11 protein-coding genes and 1 pseudogene are annotated in these 17561 nt (G+C 65.8%); 5 read left to right on the top strand and 7 right to left on the bottom strand.

Features of this window, described 5'->3' with window-relative positions; translation table 11 throughout:
• Window positions 1–167 precede the first annotated feature (167 nt).
• From WFI16_RS23560 to WFI16_RS23550, 3 genes are read left to right on the top strand one after another with little or no spacing between them, the layout of a single operon-like run.
• Window positions 168–1277 carry a hypothetical protein gene (locus tag WFI16_RS23560; protein WP_419900298.1) on the top strand — a complete coding sequence of 370 codons (1110 nt, stop codon included), beginning with the start codon at window positions 168–170 and terminating at the stop codon, window positions 1275–1277.
• A 2-nt stretch (window positions 1278–1279) separates the two neighbouring features.
• Window positions 1280–3583 (top strand): ThiF family adenylyltransferase, encoded by a 2304-nt coding sequence (locus WFI16_RS23555; RefSeq protein WP_419900297.1) that lies wholly within the window; start codon window positions 1280–1282, stop codon window positions 3581–3583.
• Complete coding sequence (locus WFI16_RS23550) at window positions 3580–4398, top strand: hypothetical protein (RefSeq protein ID WP_419900296.1); 819 nt, start codon at window positions 3580–3582, stop codon at window positions 4396–4398. Before WFI16_RS23555 ends, WFI16_RS23550 begins: the two co-directional genes overlap by 4 nt.
• A 119-nt stretch (window positions 4399–4517) precedes the next feature.
• On the opposite strand, the pseudogene WFI16_RS23545 reads toward WFI16_RS23550, so the two are convergent.
• Window positions 4518–5635, bottom strand: a pseudogene (locus tag WFI16_RS23545) (IS5 family transposase).
• An 806-nt stretch (window positions 5636–6441) separates the two neighbouring features.
• The gene (locus tag WFI16_RS23540; RefSeq protein ID WP_419900295.1) at window positions 6442–6867 is read right to left on the bottom strand and encodes a hypothetical protein; all 426 of its coding nucleotides are present in this window, start codon (window positions 6865–6867) and stop codon (window positions 6442–6444) included.
• 288 nt (window positions 6868–7155) lie between these two features.
• Here WFI16_RS23540 and WFI16_RS23535 point away from each other — a divergent pair, with 288 nt between their 5' ends.
• The gene (locus WFI16_RS23535; RefSeq protein ID WP_419900294.1) at window positions 7156–8208 is read left to right on the top strand and encodes a GSCFA domain-containing protein; all 1053 of its coding nucleotides are present in this window, start codon (window positions 7156–7158) and stop codon (window positions 8206–8208) included.
• On the top strand, window positions 8205–9143 hold the full coding sequence (locus tag WFI16_RS23530; RefSeq protein WP_419900293.1) for a WcbI family polysaccharide biosynthesis putative acetyltransferase: 939 nt from the start codon (window positions 8205–8207) through the stop codon (window positions 9141–9143). Before WFI16_RS23535 ends, WFI16_RS23530 begins: the two co-directional genes overlap by 4 nt.
• Window positions 9144–9385: 242 nt before the next feature.
• Here WFI16_RS23530 and qatD read toward each other — a convergent pair whose 3' ends face one another.
• The 5 genes from qatD to WFI16_RS23505 all read right to left on the bottom strand — a co-directional run bounded on the left by qatD (window position 9386) and on the right by WFI16_RS23505 (window position 17557).
• The gene (gene qatD / locus WFI16_RS23525; protein WP_419900292.1) at window positions 9386–10150 is read right to left on the bottom strand and encodes a Qat anti-phage system TatD family nuclease QatD; all 765 of its coding nucleotides are present in this window, start codon (window positions 10148–10150) and stop codon (window positions 9386–9388) included.
• Window positions 10147–11442: a Qat anti-phage system QueC-like protein QatC gene (gene qatC / locus WFI16_RS23520; RefSeq protein WP_419900291.1), complete on the bottom strand. Its 1296-nt coding sequence runs from the start codon at window positions 11440–11442 to the stop codon at window positions 10147–10149. Before qatC ends, qatD begins: the two co-directional genes overlap by 4 nt.
• The gene (locus WFI16_RS23515) at window positions 11439–12269 is read right to left on the bottom strand and encodes a hypothetical protein (RefSeq protein WP_419900290.1); all 831 of its coding nucleotides are present in this window, start codon (window positions 12267–12269) and stop codon (window positions 11439–11441) included. Before WFI16_RS23515 ends, qatC begins: the two co-directional genes overlap by 4 nt.
• On the bottom strand, window positions 12269–14068 hold the full coding sequence (locus WFI16_RS23510; RefSeq protein WP_419900289.1) for a KAP family P-loop NTPase fold protein: 1800 nt from the start codon (window positions 14066–14068) through the stop codon (window positions 12269–12271). Before WFI16_RS23510 ends, WFI16_RS23515 begins: the two co-directional genes overlap by 1 nt.
• A 198-nt stretch (window positions 14069–14266) precedes the next feature.
• The gene (locus WFI16_RS23505; protein WP_419900288.1) at window positions 14267–17557 is read right to left on the bottom strand and encodes an error-prone DNA polymerase; all 3291 of its coding nucleotides are present in this window, start codon (window positions 17555–17557) and stop codon (window positions 14267–14269) included.
• Window positions 17558–17561: the final 4 nt, after the last annotated feature.

Here is a 17561-nt window from a genome sequence, read left to right as displayed (position 1 = left end):
GTCCGCCGGGTCGGACACCGCATCAATCCCGCACACGAAAAAAAGAGGCAGTCAACCGCCGATTGGTGTCCGAGCGGCCTCGCCGCCCGCGCATGGAAGGACAGAGGCGAAGCCCGCCATGGGCTCAAACCATAAGGACTACAGGACTAATGACTGCAAGGATTACCGTGTTCCCGCTGGGGAACGCCGACACGACCCGCATCGACCTGCGGGACGGCCGCAAGATGCTGGTCGACTACGCCAACATGCGGAATCCCGCCGACGCGGCGGACAAGCGGATCGACCTCCCGGTGGAACTGCGGAAGGACCTGAGCGCCGCCCGCCGGGATTCCTTCGACGTGGTGTGCTTCACCCACCTGGACGACGACCACGTCCGGGGCTCCAGCGACTTCTTCTCCTTCGACCACGCGGCCAAGTACCAGGGCGGCGAGCGCATCAAGATCAAGGAGCTCTGGGTCCCGGCAGGCGCCATCACCGAGGTGGGCTGCGAGGACTGCGCGCGGGTCATCCGCGAGGAGGCCAAGCACCGGCTGGAGAAGGGCTACGGCATCCGTGTCTTCTCGCGGCCCGACGCCCTGAAGGGATGGCTGGCTGCGAAGGGCCTCACCCTGGAGGACCGGTCGCACCTCATCACCGACGCCGGTCAGCTGGTGCCCGGCTTCAGCAAGTGGGGTGCGGAGGGGGTCGAATTCTTCATCCACAGTCCGTTCGGCTTCCGCCGCAACGCGAGGGAGGTCGAGGACCGTAACCAGGACAGCGTGGTGTTCCAGGCGACCTTCCGGGAAGGCAGCAAGGACACCCGCGCCCTGTTCACGGCTGACATGACCTGGGACGGCCTGACGGACATCGTGAACATCACGCGCCTGCACGCTCATGACGAGCGGCTTCACTGGGACATCATGAAGCTGCCCCACCACTGCTCGTACCTGTCCTTGTCCACCATCAAGGGCGAGAACCACACCACGCCGGTGGAGAAGGTGCGCTGGCTGCACGAGGAGGCCGGGCAGCGCCGGAGCCTCATGATCTCCACCAGCAAGCCCATCCCCTTTCCCGGCACCGATGAGGACAAGGACCCGCAGCCGCCGCACCGGCAGGCGGCCAATTACTACAAGAGCGTCCAGAACCAGCGCGACGGCGACTTCGTGGTGACCATGGAGCGGCCCAGGGCGAAGCCGCGGCCGGTGGAGGTCGACATCACGGAGCGTGGAGCGGTGCTTCGCAGCGCGGTCTCGGCGCCCGCGGTCGCCATCGCCTCGTCACCGGTCAGGGCGGGTTGACCATGGCGCTCCACCCCAAGCTCGAAATCTTTGGAGCGGCGGTGGCGCCGCGTGAGCTGCAGCATCCCCGTGCTGCAGCCATGGCGGCTTACCTGGCTTCCGGCGATCATGACGACGCCCGTCTGCTGGAATGCCGACTGAGTCGCGAGGATGGCCTGGAAACCGTCCTGTTCGAGGTTCGGGCGGAGCGTCCCCAGGAGATGGTCGCGGACATTCGTCGATGGGAGCCGGTCGCGGCCGTGTTCGCGGCCAGCGACGACAGGCAGCCCTGCCTCTTCGCGGCGCGGGAGGACTTCCCCGAAGTGCCGCACCAGAACATCGTCCCAGCCGGGTGGATGCGCAGCCCGTGCGTGGACGACCGTCCGTGGGCCGAGGCGAGGTCCACCTGGACCCCGCTAGCGTTCCTGGAGAGGGTACGGTGGTGGATGGGCGCCGCAGCCAGCGGTGGCCTTTCTGACCAGACCCAGGCCATCGACCCGCTGTTTGTCTCCTCGGGACCGAACATCGCGATCCCGAGGGCGTTCCTGCAGCCTGACACCCCTGCCGGGAACATGACCTTATTCGCTGGGGCAGGCACGGAGAAGACCGCGCTATACCACCTCCGCCCGCACGCCGCCCGGGACGGCGGCCGGGGAGCACTGAGGCTCATCCCCGTTCGTCTGCCCCCGCAGCCGATGCGGGCCGTCCGGTCGGCGCCAAGGACACTCGCCGAGCTCATCGCGGCCTTCAGCGACTGCGGCTTCGACCTGTTGGCGGCGCTTCGCGAGGCCGCGCTCGACGTTCTGAACCCGCCCTACAGCAACCCGCCGCGCGTGGCGGTGCTGCTGGTCGCCCCCATCGTCCGCACCGCCGACGGGCCCGTCGCGGCGGAGGACGCCAGGGCCTTCGGCATCCCGCTGACGCTGGGCGAGCTTGGCGAACGCCTCGGCGCCATCGCCAGCAACCCAGGGTACAGCGCCGCAGACCCCGGGAAGTCCTCCCCCTACGGCCGCTCCTTCCCGCCTGCAGCCCCGGAAGGGTTGGAAGCCGTCGCAATCGACAGCCTGCCGGTTCACGCCGAGTTCGACCGGGAGCTGGCGCGCGAGTGTGCGGGGCTGGAGGGTGCCGACTCCCGCCAAGTCGTCTTGGTCGGGGCCGGTGCGGTCGGATCCCATCTGGCGCTGGCGTTGGCCCGCGAAGGCCGGTTCCGCTGGACCGTCGTGGACGACGATTACCTGCTGCCGCACAACCTGGCGCGGCACACCCTCGGGCGGTACGAGCTTGGCGATCGCAAGGCAACCGCCCTCGCGGCCGAGGTTGCCGAACTCCTAGGTGAGGGCGACGCCGCCCACGGCCTCGCCTGCAACGTCCTGTTCCCCGGGGACATGGCGCCGGAGTTGGATACGGCATTGACCGAGGCCGAGCTCGTCATCGATGCCTCGGCCTCCGTGGCCGTCGCCCGCCGGTTGTCGGACGCGGCTGGCGGCGCACGGCGCGCGTCCGTCTTCCTGAACCCGGCCGGGACGGCGTCGGTGGTGCTGTCCGAGGACACCGCCCGTGCTACCCGCCTCGACGCCCTGGAAGGCCAGTACTACCGCCACCTGCTGCGCGAGCCGCGCCTCCGCAGCCACCTCGTCCCGCCGGGTGGCGGTCTGCGGTACACCGGCGCCTGCCGACACGTCAGCAGCCGCATCCCGGAAACCAACGTCGCCGCGCTGACCGCCCTAGCCTCCCGCGGCCTCACCGATTCACTTGACGCCGACGCCGGGGGCATCGGCATCTGGACGCTGGATGCGGACGGCGGGGTTTTCGTCTCGAAGGTCGCTCCAAGAGCCTCTAAGTGCGTGGCCGTGGCCGACTGGACCGTGGTCCACGACGAGGGACTGCTCGAACACCTCAAGGCGGCGCGCGAGGCCGCGCTGCCTGCTGAGACCGGCGGCGCCTTGGTGGGCATCGTGGATGTCGCCAGGAAGTCCATCATCGTTGTGGACGCGCTCGCGCCGCCGCCCGACAGCGTCGGCAGCCCGACCCAGTTCGAGCGTGGCGTGGACGGCCTGCTAGGCAGGCTGGCCGACATCCAGTCGGTCACGCGGGACCAGGTCCGGTACGTCGGCGAGTGGCACAGCCACCCACGCCGCCACAGCGCCATGCCCAGCCAGATGGACGTCGCGCAGCTCATCGGGCTGCACGGCGAGCTCGGCCGCGAAGGGATCCCGCCGATCATGATGATCGTGGGCGAGCGGGACGTCGCCCTGGTGTCCGCCACCAGCCCTGCCGACGCGGCCCCGAACGCCAGCGACACCTGCATCCAGGAGCCTGCCCAGTGAGCAAGCCGCTTCCCCTCGTCCTCGACCAGTACGACCGCGGCGCACGGCTCTACCCGGCCATGATCGCGATGCTTCCCGCCCTCGTGGCCGGTGCGGTGATGGTCCCGCATTTCTGCGGCAAGGACGCCCTATCCCTGCTGCTGTCGCTGGTCGGTGCATGTGGCTTGCTGGTGCTGGTCGCCCATGTCGCCCGTGATGCCGGTAAGGCAAAGGAGCCCGAGTGGTTCCATGCTTGGGGCGGCAGGCCATCGGTTGCGATGCTCCGGCACCGGGATGGTCGCCTGCCCGGCTTGGACAAGGCACACCACCACAGTTTCCTGGCCGCGCATGTGCCGGGCCTGTGTCTCCCGTCAGCCGAACAGGAAGCTGCGGACCCAGCCGGAGCGGACGAAGCCTACGGCAGGGCGGTGAACTGGCTGCTGCAGCAGACCCGGGACAAAGTGCGCTTCGGCCTGCTCTTCCGCCGCAACCTGGAGTACGGCTTCCGCCGTAACCTGACGGCGTTGCGGAACGTGGCGCTGTCCCTGGACGCCGTCCTCGTCTGCGCGGTGGTGGCGGCGCTGGTCCTCACAGACCGCGGCGTCATCCCGGAACGGTTCGCGCTTCCAGCATCGGGTGCTGGCCTGACGCTGGGTATCGCCGTGCTCCATGCCGCGCTCGCGCTGGCAATCCTGCGGCCAGCATGGGTCGCGCGGGCATCCGAGGACTTTTCTCGGCAGTTGCTCGCTTCCAGCGACGCGCTCGGTGCTTCCCCCAGCAAGCCCGCCGCGAAGAAGGAGCCGCCGACGCGGAGGAAGGCATCGGTGCCGACCTAGCAGGCTGCTGAAGAACGTTGGTTTTGCAGAGTGATGTAAACCCTTCCTGGATTAGGGAGGGGCGACACCTGAGACGATAGCAGCCGCTGCTTCAGGCAGGTGGTCTTTCTGGTTGGCGTTCACGCCGTTGGCGCCAGAACCTTGGGCAGGTTGTAGGCGGTGGTAGCCAGATCGAAGCACCAGGCAACCCGATCTCGACCGCGGTGCCGGGTTTGTCGGAACCCAGCAGAGAACTTCACCCAGCCGAACACCTCCGCGATCCGTTTGCGCAGGCGCTGGCTGACGGCATAGCCCGGGTGGCGCTGGGTGCGGCCATCGATGCCCGAGCGCCGTACCACGCCGGTCTTGCTGACGCGCCGGTCAGTTGCGATGTGCGGGGTCACCCGGCGCTGCCGCAGCGCCTGGACGAAGCCCAGCACGTCGTAGCCCTTGTCGGCCCCCAGCGTGATGCGCTGCCGCCGCCCGAGCTGGTCGACCAGTTCCAGGGCAGCATCCCGCTCGGCTGTGCCGCTTGCCAGAGTCAGGCAGGAGCGGGCCACCAAGCCGTTCCGGTTCTCCATCAGCACATGCCCGGCATAGGCCAGGACGCTGGCCTGGCCGTTCGACTTGCGCGCCTGTCGGGCATCGGGGTCGGTTGTGCTGCGATGTGTCTCGTTGCTGCGCTTTTGCCCCGCCAGCTTTGCTCGGCGTTGCGGCCGCCAGGCGGGCCAGGATCGCCAAGGGGCGGCGCATCATCCCCCTCGCCACCAGACTGGGGCTGGAAGGATTTGTGGGACGCCCAGGCCTGGATCAGCGTGCCATCGATCGAGAAATGCTCGTCCAACATCAACGCCCGCACCCGTGGCTGCCCGACCGCGGCCGCCAGCAGCCGCTGCGCCGCGTCGCCATCCAGCAGGCGGTCGCGGTTCTTTCCGAAGGTGGTCGCGTCCCACACCGGCGCATCCATGCCCAGCCCCACGAACCAGCGAAATAGCAGGTTGTAGCCGATCTGCTACATCAGCTGCCGCTCGGACCGAACCGAGTAGAAGGCATGCAGCAGCAGTGCCCGCAACAGTTTCTCCGGGGCGATGCCGGGGCGGCCGATCCGGGCATACAGCCGCTCGAACTCCGGCGACAGAACCTCCAACGCCTCGTCCACCACGGCACGGATCAGCCGCAGCGGATGGTCCGACGGCACGCGGGCCTCGCAGCTCATGTAGCTGAACAAAGACCCCGTCTGCTCATCCGCACCACGCATCAGCCCCACTCCGCCGCTCCGGCAGAGCGAATCACGGCAGACAGGCTACAGGCCAGTGTTTTTCAGCAGTCTGATAGGTCGCGCTCGACGGCGGCGCTTTCAGGCGCCAGTCCCAGGAAACGTCCGAGGCCGCCTGCATCGGCCAGACCACCGCGTCGGGGTGCCGCGCCTGCTTTCGACAGGAATTCCGACTACTTAGATTCATGTCGGTCGCCTGGGCCCCAGGTCCGGCCGCCCTAGGCTGGCCTTACGCAAATCCGCAGGTTTGGCTTTGCCCAGCCGCTGCAGCAGTTTGGTGCGGCTTAACAGTTGCTCGCCGCCAATGTAGCTATCGCCTAAGCGCTTTTTCGAAGCCGGTGGGGCCCTGGCATTCGGACGTCTGCTCGTGATCACTATTCGCCATGGACCATGCTGGCCGCTGGGACGGCCGCCCCGTCAATGTCGCCGCGATCGATTCCTTGACGTAGAGCCACGGCATGGAGGTGGTACGGGCGATGCTGTGTCCGAGAGATCGGAGGCGTCCGGGCGTCTTCCGGACAGCTGTAGTCCTGCGCCTCACGGACGCGCAGTGTAGGGCCTACAAGCTGGGCCTGCTCAGGGTTTTGTGCCAGGCGGCCCACGGGTCCGCCGGGCTTGGTCGCCCTGGATTCGGATGGATCTACCACTGGCTAAGGGGGATTCGCGAAGGCGCCTGGCAAACGGTGCGGAGCTGGCGGTTTGGCTTTGGCGGACCGGTGCGACAGGCCTTTGCGGCGAGCACCCCGCGGTGCCTGACGCCTGGACCGGCACCTCACCTGCCTAGAACATCACTGAAAATGCGCCGGATTTGGAGGCTGACGATCCACGGATGAAGTGGAGCGAGATACCAATGCCACAACCATATCGACCAGGATACGCGGATCGAATGGCCATTGGAAAACGGCATGATTGCGGAGAAGCGGGTCAGTGTCATCCTTGTCAGTTAAGCTGAGCACCAGGCACAGAACCCCTCGACGGCCGAGACTTTCCGCCAGCTGATCAGACCTCAGGCCGCGGAGAACGCTGTTGAAGACCGCCGCATCCAGGTCCATGGATTGAGCAACTTTAAGAGCTTGCTCGAAAGCTGGCACGGGTCCCAGTATTGACGCCCCAACTTCTTCCAGGACGTCTGCGATGTGGCTGGCGAGGAAGAAGCTGTCCTCCACTACCACGATGCGTCGCCGTAAGAGAGATCTGTAAATCAAATTAGCCATGTGCATCCCTCCCTTTGCCGCGAATCCTGTCATGTCGATTCCGCGATGATTGCAGCCAGGCGCGGGCTCACCGCGTAACACATTCCGATATCGGAACTATTGGAGCCTTTCTTGCATTCACGACGCAAACGTGTGTGACAAGTCGGCTCGGCATACATGCCGCGTTGCCATGTTATAGGGTGGTAGTATTCTCGGATAACCTGGAGATGCCGGATGAGAAGCCCGTACTCGGACCTACCTGATCGAGCCTTCTGGTCGCGTGCCATGACTCCTGATGCAGCACGACCCATGGCATCGCTTGCTCAAAGCCAGTTCACTATAGGGCCGACGGATGCTGTTGCGACTGCGGGAAGCTGCTTCGCCCAACACATCGCTCGGTACCTGGATCGCAGTGGCTTCTCGTACCTAAGCGTCGAGAAAGGCAAAAGCGGCCTCGCGGACCTGCATGGCTACGACCTCTTCTCCGCTCGTTACGGCAACATCTACACATGCAAACAGCTGCTCCAGACCTTTGAACGCGCTTACGGTCTATTCAATCCCGTGGACGATGTCTGGCAGCGGCAGGATGGCAGATACATCGACGCGTTTCGCCCGCGCGCCGCAGAGGACGGCTTCGACGATCCGGCTGCCGTCAGGCAGCAACGTGAACCTCATCTGGCAGCCGTCAGGAAGGTGTTTGAAGAATGCGAAGTATTCGTTTTCACACTCGGCCTAACAGAGGCGTGGGTCAGCAAGCTCGATGGCGCCGTGTACCCACTTGCGCCAGGTGTGGTCGGTGCGGGTCGCGAGGACGCTGACTATGCCTTCGTGAACTTCAAGGCGTCGCAGGTTTCCGCTGACCTCTCGAGCTTCATCGAACGGCTCCGGCATGTAAACCCGACGTCAAAGGTGGTCCTCACGGTGTCGCCGGTTGGCCTCGTTGCCACCTACTCCGGCCAGCATGTTCTGGCTGCCAACACCTACAGCAAGTCAGTCTTGAGAGTGGCAGCCGAAGAGGTGGCCAACACGCATACCGACGTGACCTACTTCCCATCCTTCGAAATCATCACTGGTCCGCAGGCGCGAGGTGGCTACTACGCCGAGGATCTCAGGTCGGTCACACCCGAGGGCGTAGAAGCCGTCATGTCCGTCTTCGAGCAACATATGATGCGGAGACCAAGTCTTGCTGGCATGGCCTCTGCCACTCCAGCAGGTTCGTCACCACCGGATGTGCCGGGGAACGTGCGGCGCGGCACCAGCGATGCAGCGGACACAGTGGCAGAGCAAGAACAGGCGCAAGCCTCCCTCATCATCTGCGATGAGGAGGAAATCGAGAGAAGCGTCTCGGATGCCAGCAGGTGAGGATCCTGATTGTTGGCAACTGCCAGACGTCCACTTTTCGGGATGCCACGCAGGTCTGGCTGCCAAGGGCTGAGGTTGTCCACTATTCATCAGCTGCATCTGCAACGGCCACCCAAGCTGAGGCTATCGCAGCGTCGATACCCAGCTTCGATGTGGCGCTGATCCATCCCATCCAGGAAGCCAAGTTTGGTCCCCTCCAGAAGAGTGCACTGCTGAAAGCAGCGCACCGCAACCTGCACCTGATGCCGAGCCTTGCCTTCAGTGGGTATCAGCCGGACTTCCTCTACATTAACAAGCCTGCTGGCAATCCAAGCGTCGGCCCTCTGGGTGTATGCTCGTCCGCCCTGGCTGCTGCAGCGTTCTGCGAAGGCATGTCAGTTGAGCGAACGGTCCGGCTCTTCAACAGCTACGTCTACTCTCGACTGGGGTACTTCTCAGAATTCGGGGGTGCCACGAAGGCACTGGCCAAGCAGCTGATTGCATTCGGCCTTGATGGAAATTGCATCCTCGCGGGCTGGGGCGGACGTTCGTTCATGCACACGCCCATCCATCCGAAAGCCTACGCCATCTCGGATCTGTGCCACGCAATCCTTCGCAAGCTCGAATTGATTGATGATGTTTCACCCGAGCTCGGAGATACTCTTGGCGACCGCCTGATTAATCATCCCGTTTGGCCTGTGTACCCCGAACTCGGCAAGCGGGTTGGTGTAAGGGGCTGTCTGCTCTTCCGCCGAGCACTGCCAGCCGCCGACGGCCCTCCCTTAAAGGTTTACAGCCTGGGTGACTTCGTCGAGGCCTCCTTTTCGCACTTCGGGACCTTTCCTGCGGAGCTTGCAGACATAGCCAGATCGAAGCCCAAGATCTCGCGTGCCATCCAATTCATCCAGGACGATGTCCAGAGAGACTATGTTGGTGCGGAGGGCGATTGTGACTGACTGCTGAGTGCGAGGGCACCGATGTTCAGGCGCACCTGACTTGACGTAGATCTCCGCTTCGGCCTACCCGAGACCGAGTACGAAGGCAGTCCGATATGAGCGTTCACCGGCGAACACGGATACGTTGAACTCGCCGGGCAGCGAGGAAGAGATGGGATACGGAGACAGGCGACGGAGGCCAGTACTCCGCGCGAGGATCGTCCATCGTCGGAGCCTCCTGGCCAACGGACCAGTAACTGCCGTCACGCCGTTTTATCAGATAGCGGACTATCAGAACCTGCCAATCTTCCCAAGATCCTCAGATTCTCGGATAAGCGGCCCGACACGCAGGTCGCTTCTTCTCCCCAGACCTTCGAGAGATGTTCGACCACTTCGCCTGTTTCTCCGGGCAATAGTGGCCTATCTCCATTCTCGACGAACGGCCCGTCCGTCTCAGGAAGGACACGGTCGCGGGGTATGAAAGCCACCAGCGATGCTCCACGCCGACCACGCACCATCGCCGGGCCGATCGAGAACCAGCAGCCTTGATCGACGGCCCGCTTCGCCTCCACAGCCGATCCGCTGAACCAGTGGAGGATGGGCACTCCGGCATCTGGCTCAGACCTGAGCAGATCCAGGACAGGCCTGGCTGCACGCCTGCTGTGGATGCTGAGGATGCGGCCGCCCCTTGTGGAGCAGGTGCGGAGAACGCGCCGGAACACTTCTTCCTGTACACCCGCATGCGCCTTCAGTTCCGGCGAGCCATCAAGGCCCACCTCGCCGACGTACTGTGTCTGCACAACAAGATGGTCGAAGAGGTCCAGTTCACGTCGTCGCTCATGGGCGAGGGCTGGATGGAGGCCGAGAGCCGTACGGATCCGCTTGCTTCCGGCAGCGAGGGCGCTGGTTCCGGACCAGGCCGAAGGAGTATTCGTGACGGAAAGGATGTAGGCGCCGGAATCCATCGCAGCCGCGGCCACGGAATGGGGTTCCGGGTAAAGGTCGAGGTGACAGTGGAAGTCGATCAAGGGATGATCCGTTCCTTCCGTAGCAGGGCGGCGACCTCCTTCATGCCACGCCCGGCTATGCCGACCCAGTCGTCGAACTCCGCCTCATCCTCCGGCATCGGGCCACTTGTCCGTGCCCACGCGGCCATCTCCGAAGTCGGTCGCCCGGCGGCCAACCCCATCGCCAGCACATCGTCCCGGTAGCGCATCTCGTCGAGAGCCGCTCTGAGGTCGGGTGCCTCGTAGTCAGTCATATCCGTCCATCCCGCACACTTGAAGGCGGCTCGCCGGATCAGGCATGGGACGCACTTCCCGCACTGCTGGTTGCGGCGCTTCCATTTCCCGCAGGACACTGTGACAGGTGCCACGATCCTCAGACGCGGTTCATCTTTACATGCCTGCATCATCTCCCCCTTCGTCCGGCTCCGGTAGGGGTTGTCGATCCTCGCTCGGATCCCGAGACGATCCAGGATCTGCTGGTATCGAGCCAGGAAGTGCGGATGGGTCGTCCGGGTGCTGTGGCTCCCGAGGCGACGTCTGGTCAGCGGGGGATTGAGGGCGATGAAGCCGTTCTCGGGGACCAGCAGGTCGGTCGACGCCACGTTCTTCGTGCGTGAGATCGCGTCGGCCACCGCTGCCCCGACCGCAAGGAAGTTGAAGCTCCTGGTCCTCATCGAGACATCGTGCTGGATCCCGGTACATCTCGGATCCGCGTTGAAGGCGATCTGCATGTGACCGGGGGGCAGCTGCTTCATCACCATGGTCTGCCTCGACGCATCCTTGGGATAGGCATGGCGGACCAGGACGGGACGCTTCTCCGCCTTCAGCAGATCAAGGGCGCCAATCGCCGAATCGAGACCGCCGGAAAACAGGATAGCGCAGGAGGCCTGGCCGAGCTGGGGACGCCGTCGAACCGCGGGCAGGTCCCAAGGCAGGGCCTGCACGAACTCAAGGCTCCACATGTCGCCGCTGAGGAATCCAAGGGCCTCCCGCAGGATGTCCACCACGCCGCTGCAGGCATTAGGATCCTCGACCGGGACGACCAGATGAATCATCCGGCACCAGCCATCGGCAGCGTCGGCGCGGTGCACGAAGGTATCCGCCGCCGTCACGCCCATGGCGATCGCCACCAGATCCCGCGCTCCTGTCGATGCCTGTCCTCCCAGCCGCGCCAGCGTGCGTCCGATGCCGCGCCCGACGCTCGGGCCGGAGAAGTGGGGCGGAGGCTCGGTGCAGCACAGGACGGTCCGGTCATCCGGTGAGGACGGCCAGACCAGGGTGTGGTCACGGACGCAGCGGATCGTGGAGGTCATTGGCCGCTCTCCCAGACATCCCATACCTCGGTGACGATCTGCTCCTGCAGACCGACGATCTGGGCCTCTCCCAGCCCGCTGGTTCCGGTCAGGAGGGAACGCGCCTGGTCGTTGACCACCTGCCCCACCAGGGCCAGCAGTTCCCTCTCCATTCTGGCGACCTGCTGGAGATCGTCGGTCCGCTGGAAGGCCCGTCCGGAATCCGCGACGACAGTCTGGAAGATCACGTCCCTCAGGTAGATGACCATCATGTCGGTCAGGACGTCGGGCGTGATGGCGTTCTGGTCGAAAGTCTCCGCACCCGCCAGGGCGGTCGACAGGGCATCCTGCAGCGCGGCGGCGACCTTGTCGCGATCACCGTCCAGGGGAACAAGCGCCGACACGACCCGGTCGACAGCGACGCGGACGCTCAAGCCGTTCAGGCTGGCCAGCGTGATCGTCTGCCCGGTCGGGCCGGTGGCGGTTCCAGTGCCGAACAGGGAGTGGACCCGGCTACCCGTCCTCAGGGGCGACCCGAGCCTACGGGCGGCGGTCCGTCCGCCGCCGGTTGCCTTCGCGTACCTCTTGAGAGCCTTGCCGAACCCTCCGGACGTTCCACTGCCAACCGCGTTACCGAGCGATCGGCGAAATCCCAGCAGGTTCAGCGTCGCTGGATCACCGGCTGCCGGATCCTCGTCTGCGGGACTTCCCGGCGTCGTCGTGTCCTTCGAGGCGTCCTCTTCCTCGGGGGCAGGCGCAGGCACGACCTCGTCAGGTACCGGATCGGCCCAGGGAGGTATCAGGGGAGAGCCGGGTCGTGGCCCCTTGGCCGAGGCCGAAGTCCCCATCAGCCCCGTCCTCGCCCAGGAAGGACATTCGAGTTCCTGGCCGCCGCTATCAGCCAGGGCGGCGGCTTGTCCCCGGCACGCTCGCCGACGACCCTCTGGAGGATCGCGAGGGTCGACTTGTCATGGTCCAGGAGGATGACAGCGCCCCACCACCCCTTGGGGTGGCTGCTCCAGTCCAGCTCCTTCCGCATCTCGGCGGCCAGGGCCTCCATGAGAACAACGTTTTCGGCCTGAGGGACGGCTTCCAGCGCTCTCCTGGCCACGGAACTGGTGCGCGTCTCGGCGCCGAGGAGGACGGATAGCGCGCTCCTCCCAGCCTGGGACAGTGCGGCCTTCTGGACGGACAGCGCCGCCGTATCCCGTCCGAGATAGGCTATGGGACGGAGATCGCCGGACACCTTAGGCTCCAGCGCGAACCAGGCCCGCAGGAGGTCGGCCTCCCGCTTCCAAGTCTCGGGCAGTGCCTCCACGAAGGCAGGGGCATCCTCCACCAGCTTCTCAAGGGCGGCGAATTGCTTCACCTCCCCGCCCTCGGCTGCCTGGATGAGGGCGTAGAACCCCTTCGTCGCTTCCTCGCTCATGCAGCGCTCGAACAGGGCCACCTTGGCGATGATGTCCTCCGAGACGGGCATGGACCTTCTCCTGGCCAGCCGGGCACGCATCCGCACCACATTCAGCATGCGCTTGATCAGGCGAGGATTCCCATTGACCGGCGGCATGGCCAGTAGGGGCGCAATCCGGTCGGCCGTGAAGAACGGGACGACCTGAGGGGAGGCGGGATCCAGGCCGAGGAGGGTGACCACGTCCCTTACCGATACCGGATCGTCCCGCCACGCCGCCTGCAGGTTGTCCACCAGTGCCTTGCGCAGGCGGTCCTGGGCCTCCTCGTCCATCCTTTCCGCGTCGGCGAGGAGCTGGAAGAGGTAGGCACGGACCTCGCGGACGCCGAGCCGTGGCACGCGCACGGGGATCTGGACCAGCTTGTCGAGGTAGTCCGTCACATGACGCTCGCCGATGTTGGCGAAGTGCGCCCGCACGGACTGGCGGACCATCTCCTCGTCGGCCGCCACCACGAAGGCGGTTCGGTGCATTGAGAGGAAAAGACGCATGGCCTCCAGCGTGCGGATCGTCTGTTCCGGCATGCAGCGGTCCAGGTTGTCCACGAAGACGACGAGCGTCCTCTTCAAGCCATCCATGACCTTGCCAAACTCTGCCTTGAACTCGTCGATTTCTTTAGGCGGGGTCCGCTTCTCCTTATCTAAGATAAGGCCTTTTGCCCTGTCGCCGATCTCCTTGGCAGCTTCCCGTACCTTCTTCAGGTCATCCTCGGTGCCCTCACCCTCAAGCAGCTTCTCACCCGCCGCGGCAGCAGCCCGCGCCGCGCCGAACAAGGGCATGCCCGCAATGGCTGCCCCAACCTCGGCCGCAAATCCTGCGGCACGGAACCACTTGACCCGCCCGGCGAGCTCGATGGCCTTGCCCGTCAGCGACTTGTCCTCAGCATCCTTAGCGGCCGCGATCATGGCCTCTGCGACAGTCTCCATGAGCGCCGCCTTGGCATCGTCGTATCCCTGATACAGCCAGGCGTCGAAGCGGACGACGATTGAATCCTTCGTCTTGGAGTCGGCCCTCAGTTCGGCCTCGATGATGTTCAGCAGGCTCGACTTGCCAGTACCCCAAGTGCCGAGAACACCGATCGAGGTAGGCAGCATCCTTTCGTCCTGGATGATCTCGGCAACCAGAACCGCAGCCTCCCCGTAGTTCAAAAAATCCTGCCTCGTGTCGATGTCGGCCCACACGGCAGATGCCCCCCACAGTTCATAATCTGAAGCGCCACACCTTGACCAAAGCAGTAAATTTTCGCAACGGTATGAAAACGTCCAGGGTTCAAAATCCTCATGGGCTGCGGCTCAGCTCCTGGGCGTCGCTGGCACTGTCGAGAGCTGGTGCAACTTTGGAGTTCAGTAAGCGGCGCCTTATGGTGAAACTAGCCTTACTCATTGAAAATCCCGACTTCTCAGGTTCAACGCCGGACGCCTCGACCCCGGCTCTGGCCGCCTGACCTCGTCCGCCCGCCCGAGGCTAGCCACACCCCAGTCGGCGGGCTCAGCCTCATCCAGCCCCTGCAGCAGGTCTGTGCGGTCAATCAGCTGCTCGATGATGACGTGGGTAACCGGCACCTCGGCGTGCTGGGTCTCGCGCTCGATCTTCCCTTTGACCACGAGCAGCCTGGCGTTGATGAGTGCCGCCCGATCGCGATCGACGATGTTCGCGAAGACAACCAGGTTGGCCTGGCCGTGCTCGTCCTCGACAGTGACGAAGACCACTCCCTTGGACGTCCCCGGACGCTGACGCATCAGCACGAGCCCCGCCAGCAGGATTCGCTTTCCGGCCGGTAGCTCGTCGACCTCCCGGGTGTCCCGGCATCCCATGTCCCGCAGCCGCGGCCGCAGGAGCTCGAGCGGGTGGTGCCCGAGCGACATGCCCGTGGCCAGGTAGTCGAGGACGACCTTCTGGCCTGCCTGCTCCAGCGGCAGCGCGGGACTGGGTTCCGGCAGCAGCGGCGGTTCACCGGCGGCGGCGCTCTGGGCGGCCATCAGCAGCAGCGGCGGGATGTCCTTCTCAACACCGCGGGCCGCCCACATCGCCGCCCGCCGGTCGACGCCCATGCCGCCAAAGGCGTCGGCTGCCGCCAGCGCCTCGGTGCCCTTCCGAGTCAGCTCGGCGCGATGGACAACCTCCTCGACCGAGGAGAATGGCGACCTGTTCCCGGCCTCGCGCGCCTTCACGACACGCTCGGCCTCCGCCTGCGCCAGCCCGGCCGCCTGCCGGAGCCCCAGGCGCAGCGCCAGCCCTTCGGCGCTGTCGGGTTCAGGCTCCAGGGTGCAGTCCCAGTCGCTTCGGTTCACGTCCACCGGCCGCACGGCGACGCCATGCTCACGGGCGTCCCGGACGATCTGGGCGGGCGCGTAGAAGCCCATGGGCTGCGCGTTCAGTAGGGCGGCAGCGAACACCGATGGGTGCCAGCGCTTCATCCAGCTGCTGGCATAGGCCAGGTGCGCGAAGGAGGCGGCGTGGCTTTCCGGGAAGCCGTAGCTGCCGAATCCTTCAAGCTGCTTGAACACCCGCTCGGCCAGCTCCGGGTCGTAGCCGCGGCGGACCATGCCGCCCACCAGCCGGTCCCGGTACTCGCTGACTCCCGCCGTGTGCTTGAAGGTCGCCATGGCGCGCCGCAGCTTGTCCGCCTCCTCGGGGGTGAACTCCGCCGCCACCATGGCCACCCGCATGGCCTGCTCCTGGAACAGCGGCACGCCGAGCGTCCTCTTGAGCACATCCTTGAGCTCGTCCGGGTGGCCGTGCTCCGGGCTGGGTGAAGGATAGACGGGCTGCTCCAGCCCCCAGCGGCGCCGCAGGTAGGGATGCACCATGTCGCCCTGGATGGGCCCGGGCCGGATGATCGCCACCTGGACGACGAGGTCGTAGAACTTCTCCGGCCGCAGGCGCGGCAGCATGTTCATCTGGGCCCGGCTCTCAACCTGGAAGACGCCGACGCTGTCCGCCCGCCGCAGCATGGCGTAGGTCTCTGGGCAGTCGCGCGGGATGCCAGCCAGGTCGAGCTCGCGCCGGTGGTGGCGCCGCAGGAGCGAGAAGCCCCGGCGCAGCATCGAGAGCATGCCCAAGGCAAGGATATCGACCTTCAGCAGCCCGAGGGCGTCGATGTCGTCCTTGTCCCACTCAAGGACAGTGCGCCCCTCCATGGCGGCGTTGCCGACGACGGCCAGCTCGGTCAGCGGGCCGCGGCTGATGACGAAGCCGCCGACATGGGTGGCGAGGTGGCGCGGGAAATCCTGGATCTCCTCGGCCAGCTGGAGCGTCCAGCTCAGGCGGGTGTCGGTGGGATCGAGGCCGAGGCCGGACGCGAGCTCCGCCAGCGTCTGCTCCCGGCCCGGCCCCCAGGACGCCTTGGCGAGGCGGCCGGTGACGTCCTCGGACAGCCCCATCGCCTTGCCCACTTCGCGGACGGCGCTGCGGGCTCGGTAGCGGATGACGGTACCGGCGATGGCGGCACGGTGACGGCCGTAGCGCTCGTAGATGTGCTGGATGACCTCCTCGCGGCGCTCGTGCTCGAAATCCACGTCGATGTCGGGCGGCTCGTTGCGCGACGCGCTGACGAAGCGCTCGAAGAGCAGGTCGTGCTTGGCCGGGTCGACGGCGGTGATGCCAAGGACATAGCAGCAGGTGGAGTTCGCCGCGGAGCCGCGCCCCTGGCAGAGGATGCCTTTCCGCCGCGCGAACCGGACCACCTCGTGCACCGTGAGGAAATAGGGCGCGTAGTCCAGCTGCTGGATCAGCCGGAGCTCGTGGTCCAGCCGCTGCTGAATGCTTGCTGGCACGCCGTTGGGCCAGCGTTCGGCTGCCGCCTCGGTGACGCGGCTCGTCAGGGTCTGCTGAGGGGTGCGGCCAGGTTCGAGGATTTCGTCAGGGTACTCATGCCGCAGCTGGCTCAAGGAGAAGCCACGCGTCGCTTCGAGGACCCGCATGGTGCTGGCCAACGCCTCCGGGTAGCGGGCGAAGAGGCGCGCCATTGCCGCCGGTGGCTTGAGGCAGCGCTCGTCGTTCGGCTCGGCGTTCGGTCCCAAGGAATCAACGGTCACCGTGAGCCGGATGGCGGTGACCAGGTCGGCCACCGGCTGCCGCTGCCGGTTGTGGTACCGCACGTCGTTCCAGGCCAGCAGTGCGGCGCCGCAGCCCGCCTGCGCCACGGTGTCGGCAAGGAAAGGCAGGCGCTCGTGGTCGTGACCGTCTAGGTAGAAAGCCGCGGTGCAGAACAGCGGCAGAGCGAGGTGGCGCTGCGTGTCCTTGGCCGCCACGGCGAAGCGGCTGGCGAAATCCGCATCGGGGCGCCGCGGCGGAATGGCGGCCAGGCACCAATCCTTTGCGTGCTCCACCATCTCGACGAAGGATATCTGGCACTCGCCCTTGGGCGCCCGCATCTTCCCGCGGGAAAGCAGGGTGCTCAGCCGACCGTAGCTGGCGCGGTCGGTCGGCCAGGCCAGCCACGCGGAGCCGTCGTCCAGCACCAGGCGGGCGCCAACCACGTAGGGCACCTCTTCCTCGCGCGCGGCGACGTGGCCGCGGACCACACCGGCCAGACTGTTGGTGTCGCAGATGCCTAGCCCGGCATGCCCCAGCGTCTTGGCGGTCAGGACCAGTTCGGCCGGATGCGACGCTCCGTCGAGCAAGGAGAAGTTGGAGCGGGCGCCGAGCTCCACGTAGCCAGGGGGCATGGCG

The sequence above is a fragment of the Roseomonas sp. USHLN139 genome (assembly GCF_037145735.1).
Taxonomy (GTDB): domain Bacteria; phylum Pseudomonadota; class Alphaproteobacteria; order Acetobacterales; family Acetobacteraceae; genus Pseudoroseomonas.
Note: the sequence above shows the minus strand (reverse complement) of the source record. Positions and strands in the feature narration are given on the sequence as shown.

Excerpts from the sequence above, each read along its gene's own strand:
- WFI16_RS23515 (WP_419900290.1), bottom strand. The coding sequence starts at position 12,269 with ATGGGGACTTCGGCCTCGGCCAAGGGGCCACGACCCGGCTCTCCCCTG.
- WFI16_RS23505 (WP_419900288.1), bottom strand. The coding sequence starts at position 17,557 with ATGCCCCCTGGCTACGTGGAGCTCGGCGCCCGCTCCAACTTCTCCTTG.
- qatC (WP_419900291.1), bottom strand. The coding sequence starts at position 11,442 with ATGACCTCCACGATCCGCTGCGTCCGTGACCACACCCTGGTCTGGCCG.
- WFI16_RS23535 (WP_419900294.1), top strand. The coding sequence starts at position 7,156 with ATGGCATCGCTTGCTCAAAGCCAGTTCACTATAGGGCCGACGGATGCT.
- WFI16_RS23555 (WP_419900297.1), top strand. The coding sequence starts at position 1,280 with ATGGCGCTCCACCCCAAGCTCGAAATCTTTGGAGCGGCGGTGGCGCCG.
- WFI16_RS23540 (WP_419900295.1), bottom strand. The coding sequence starts at position 6,867 with ATGGCTAATTTGATTTACAGATCTCTCTTACGGCGACGCATCGTGGTA.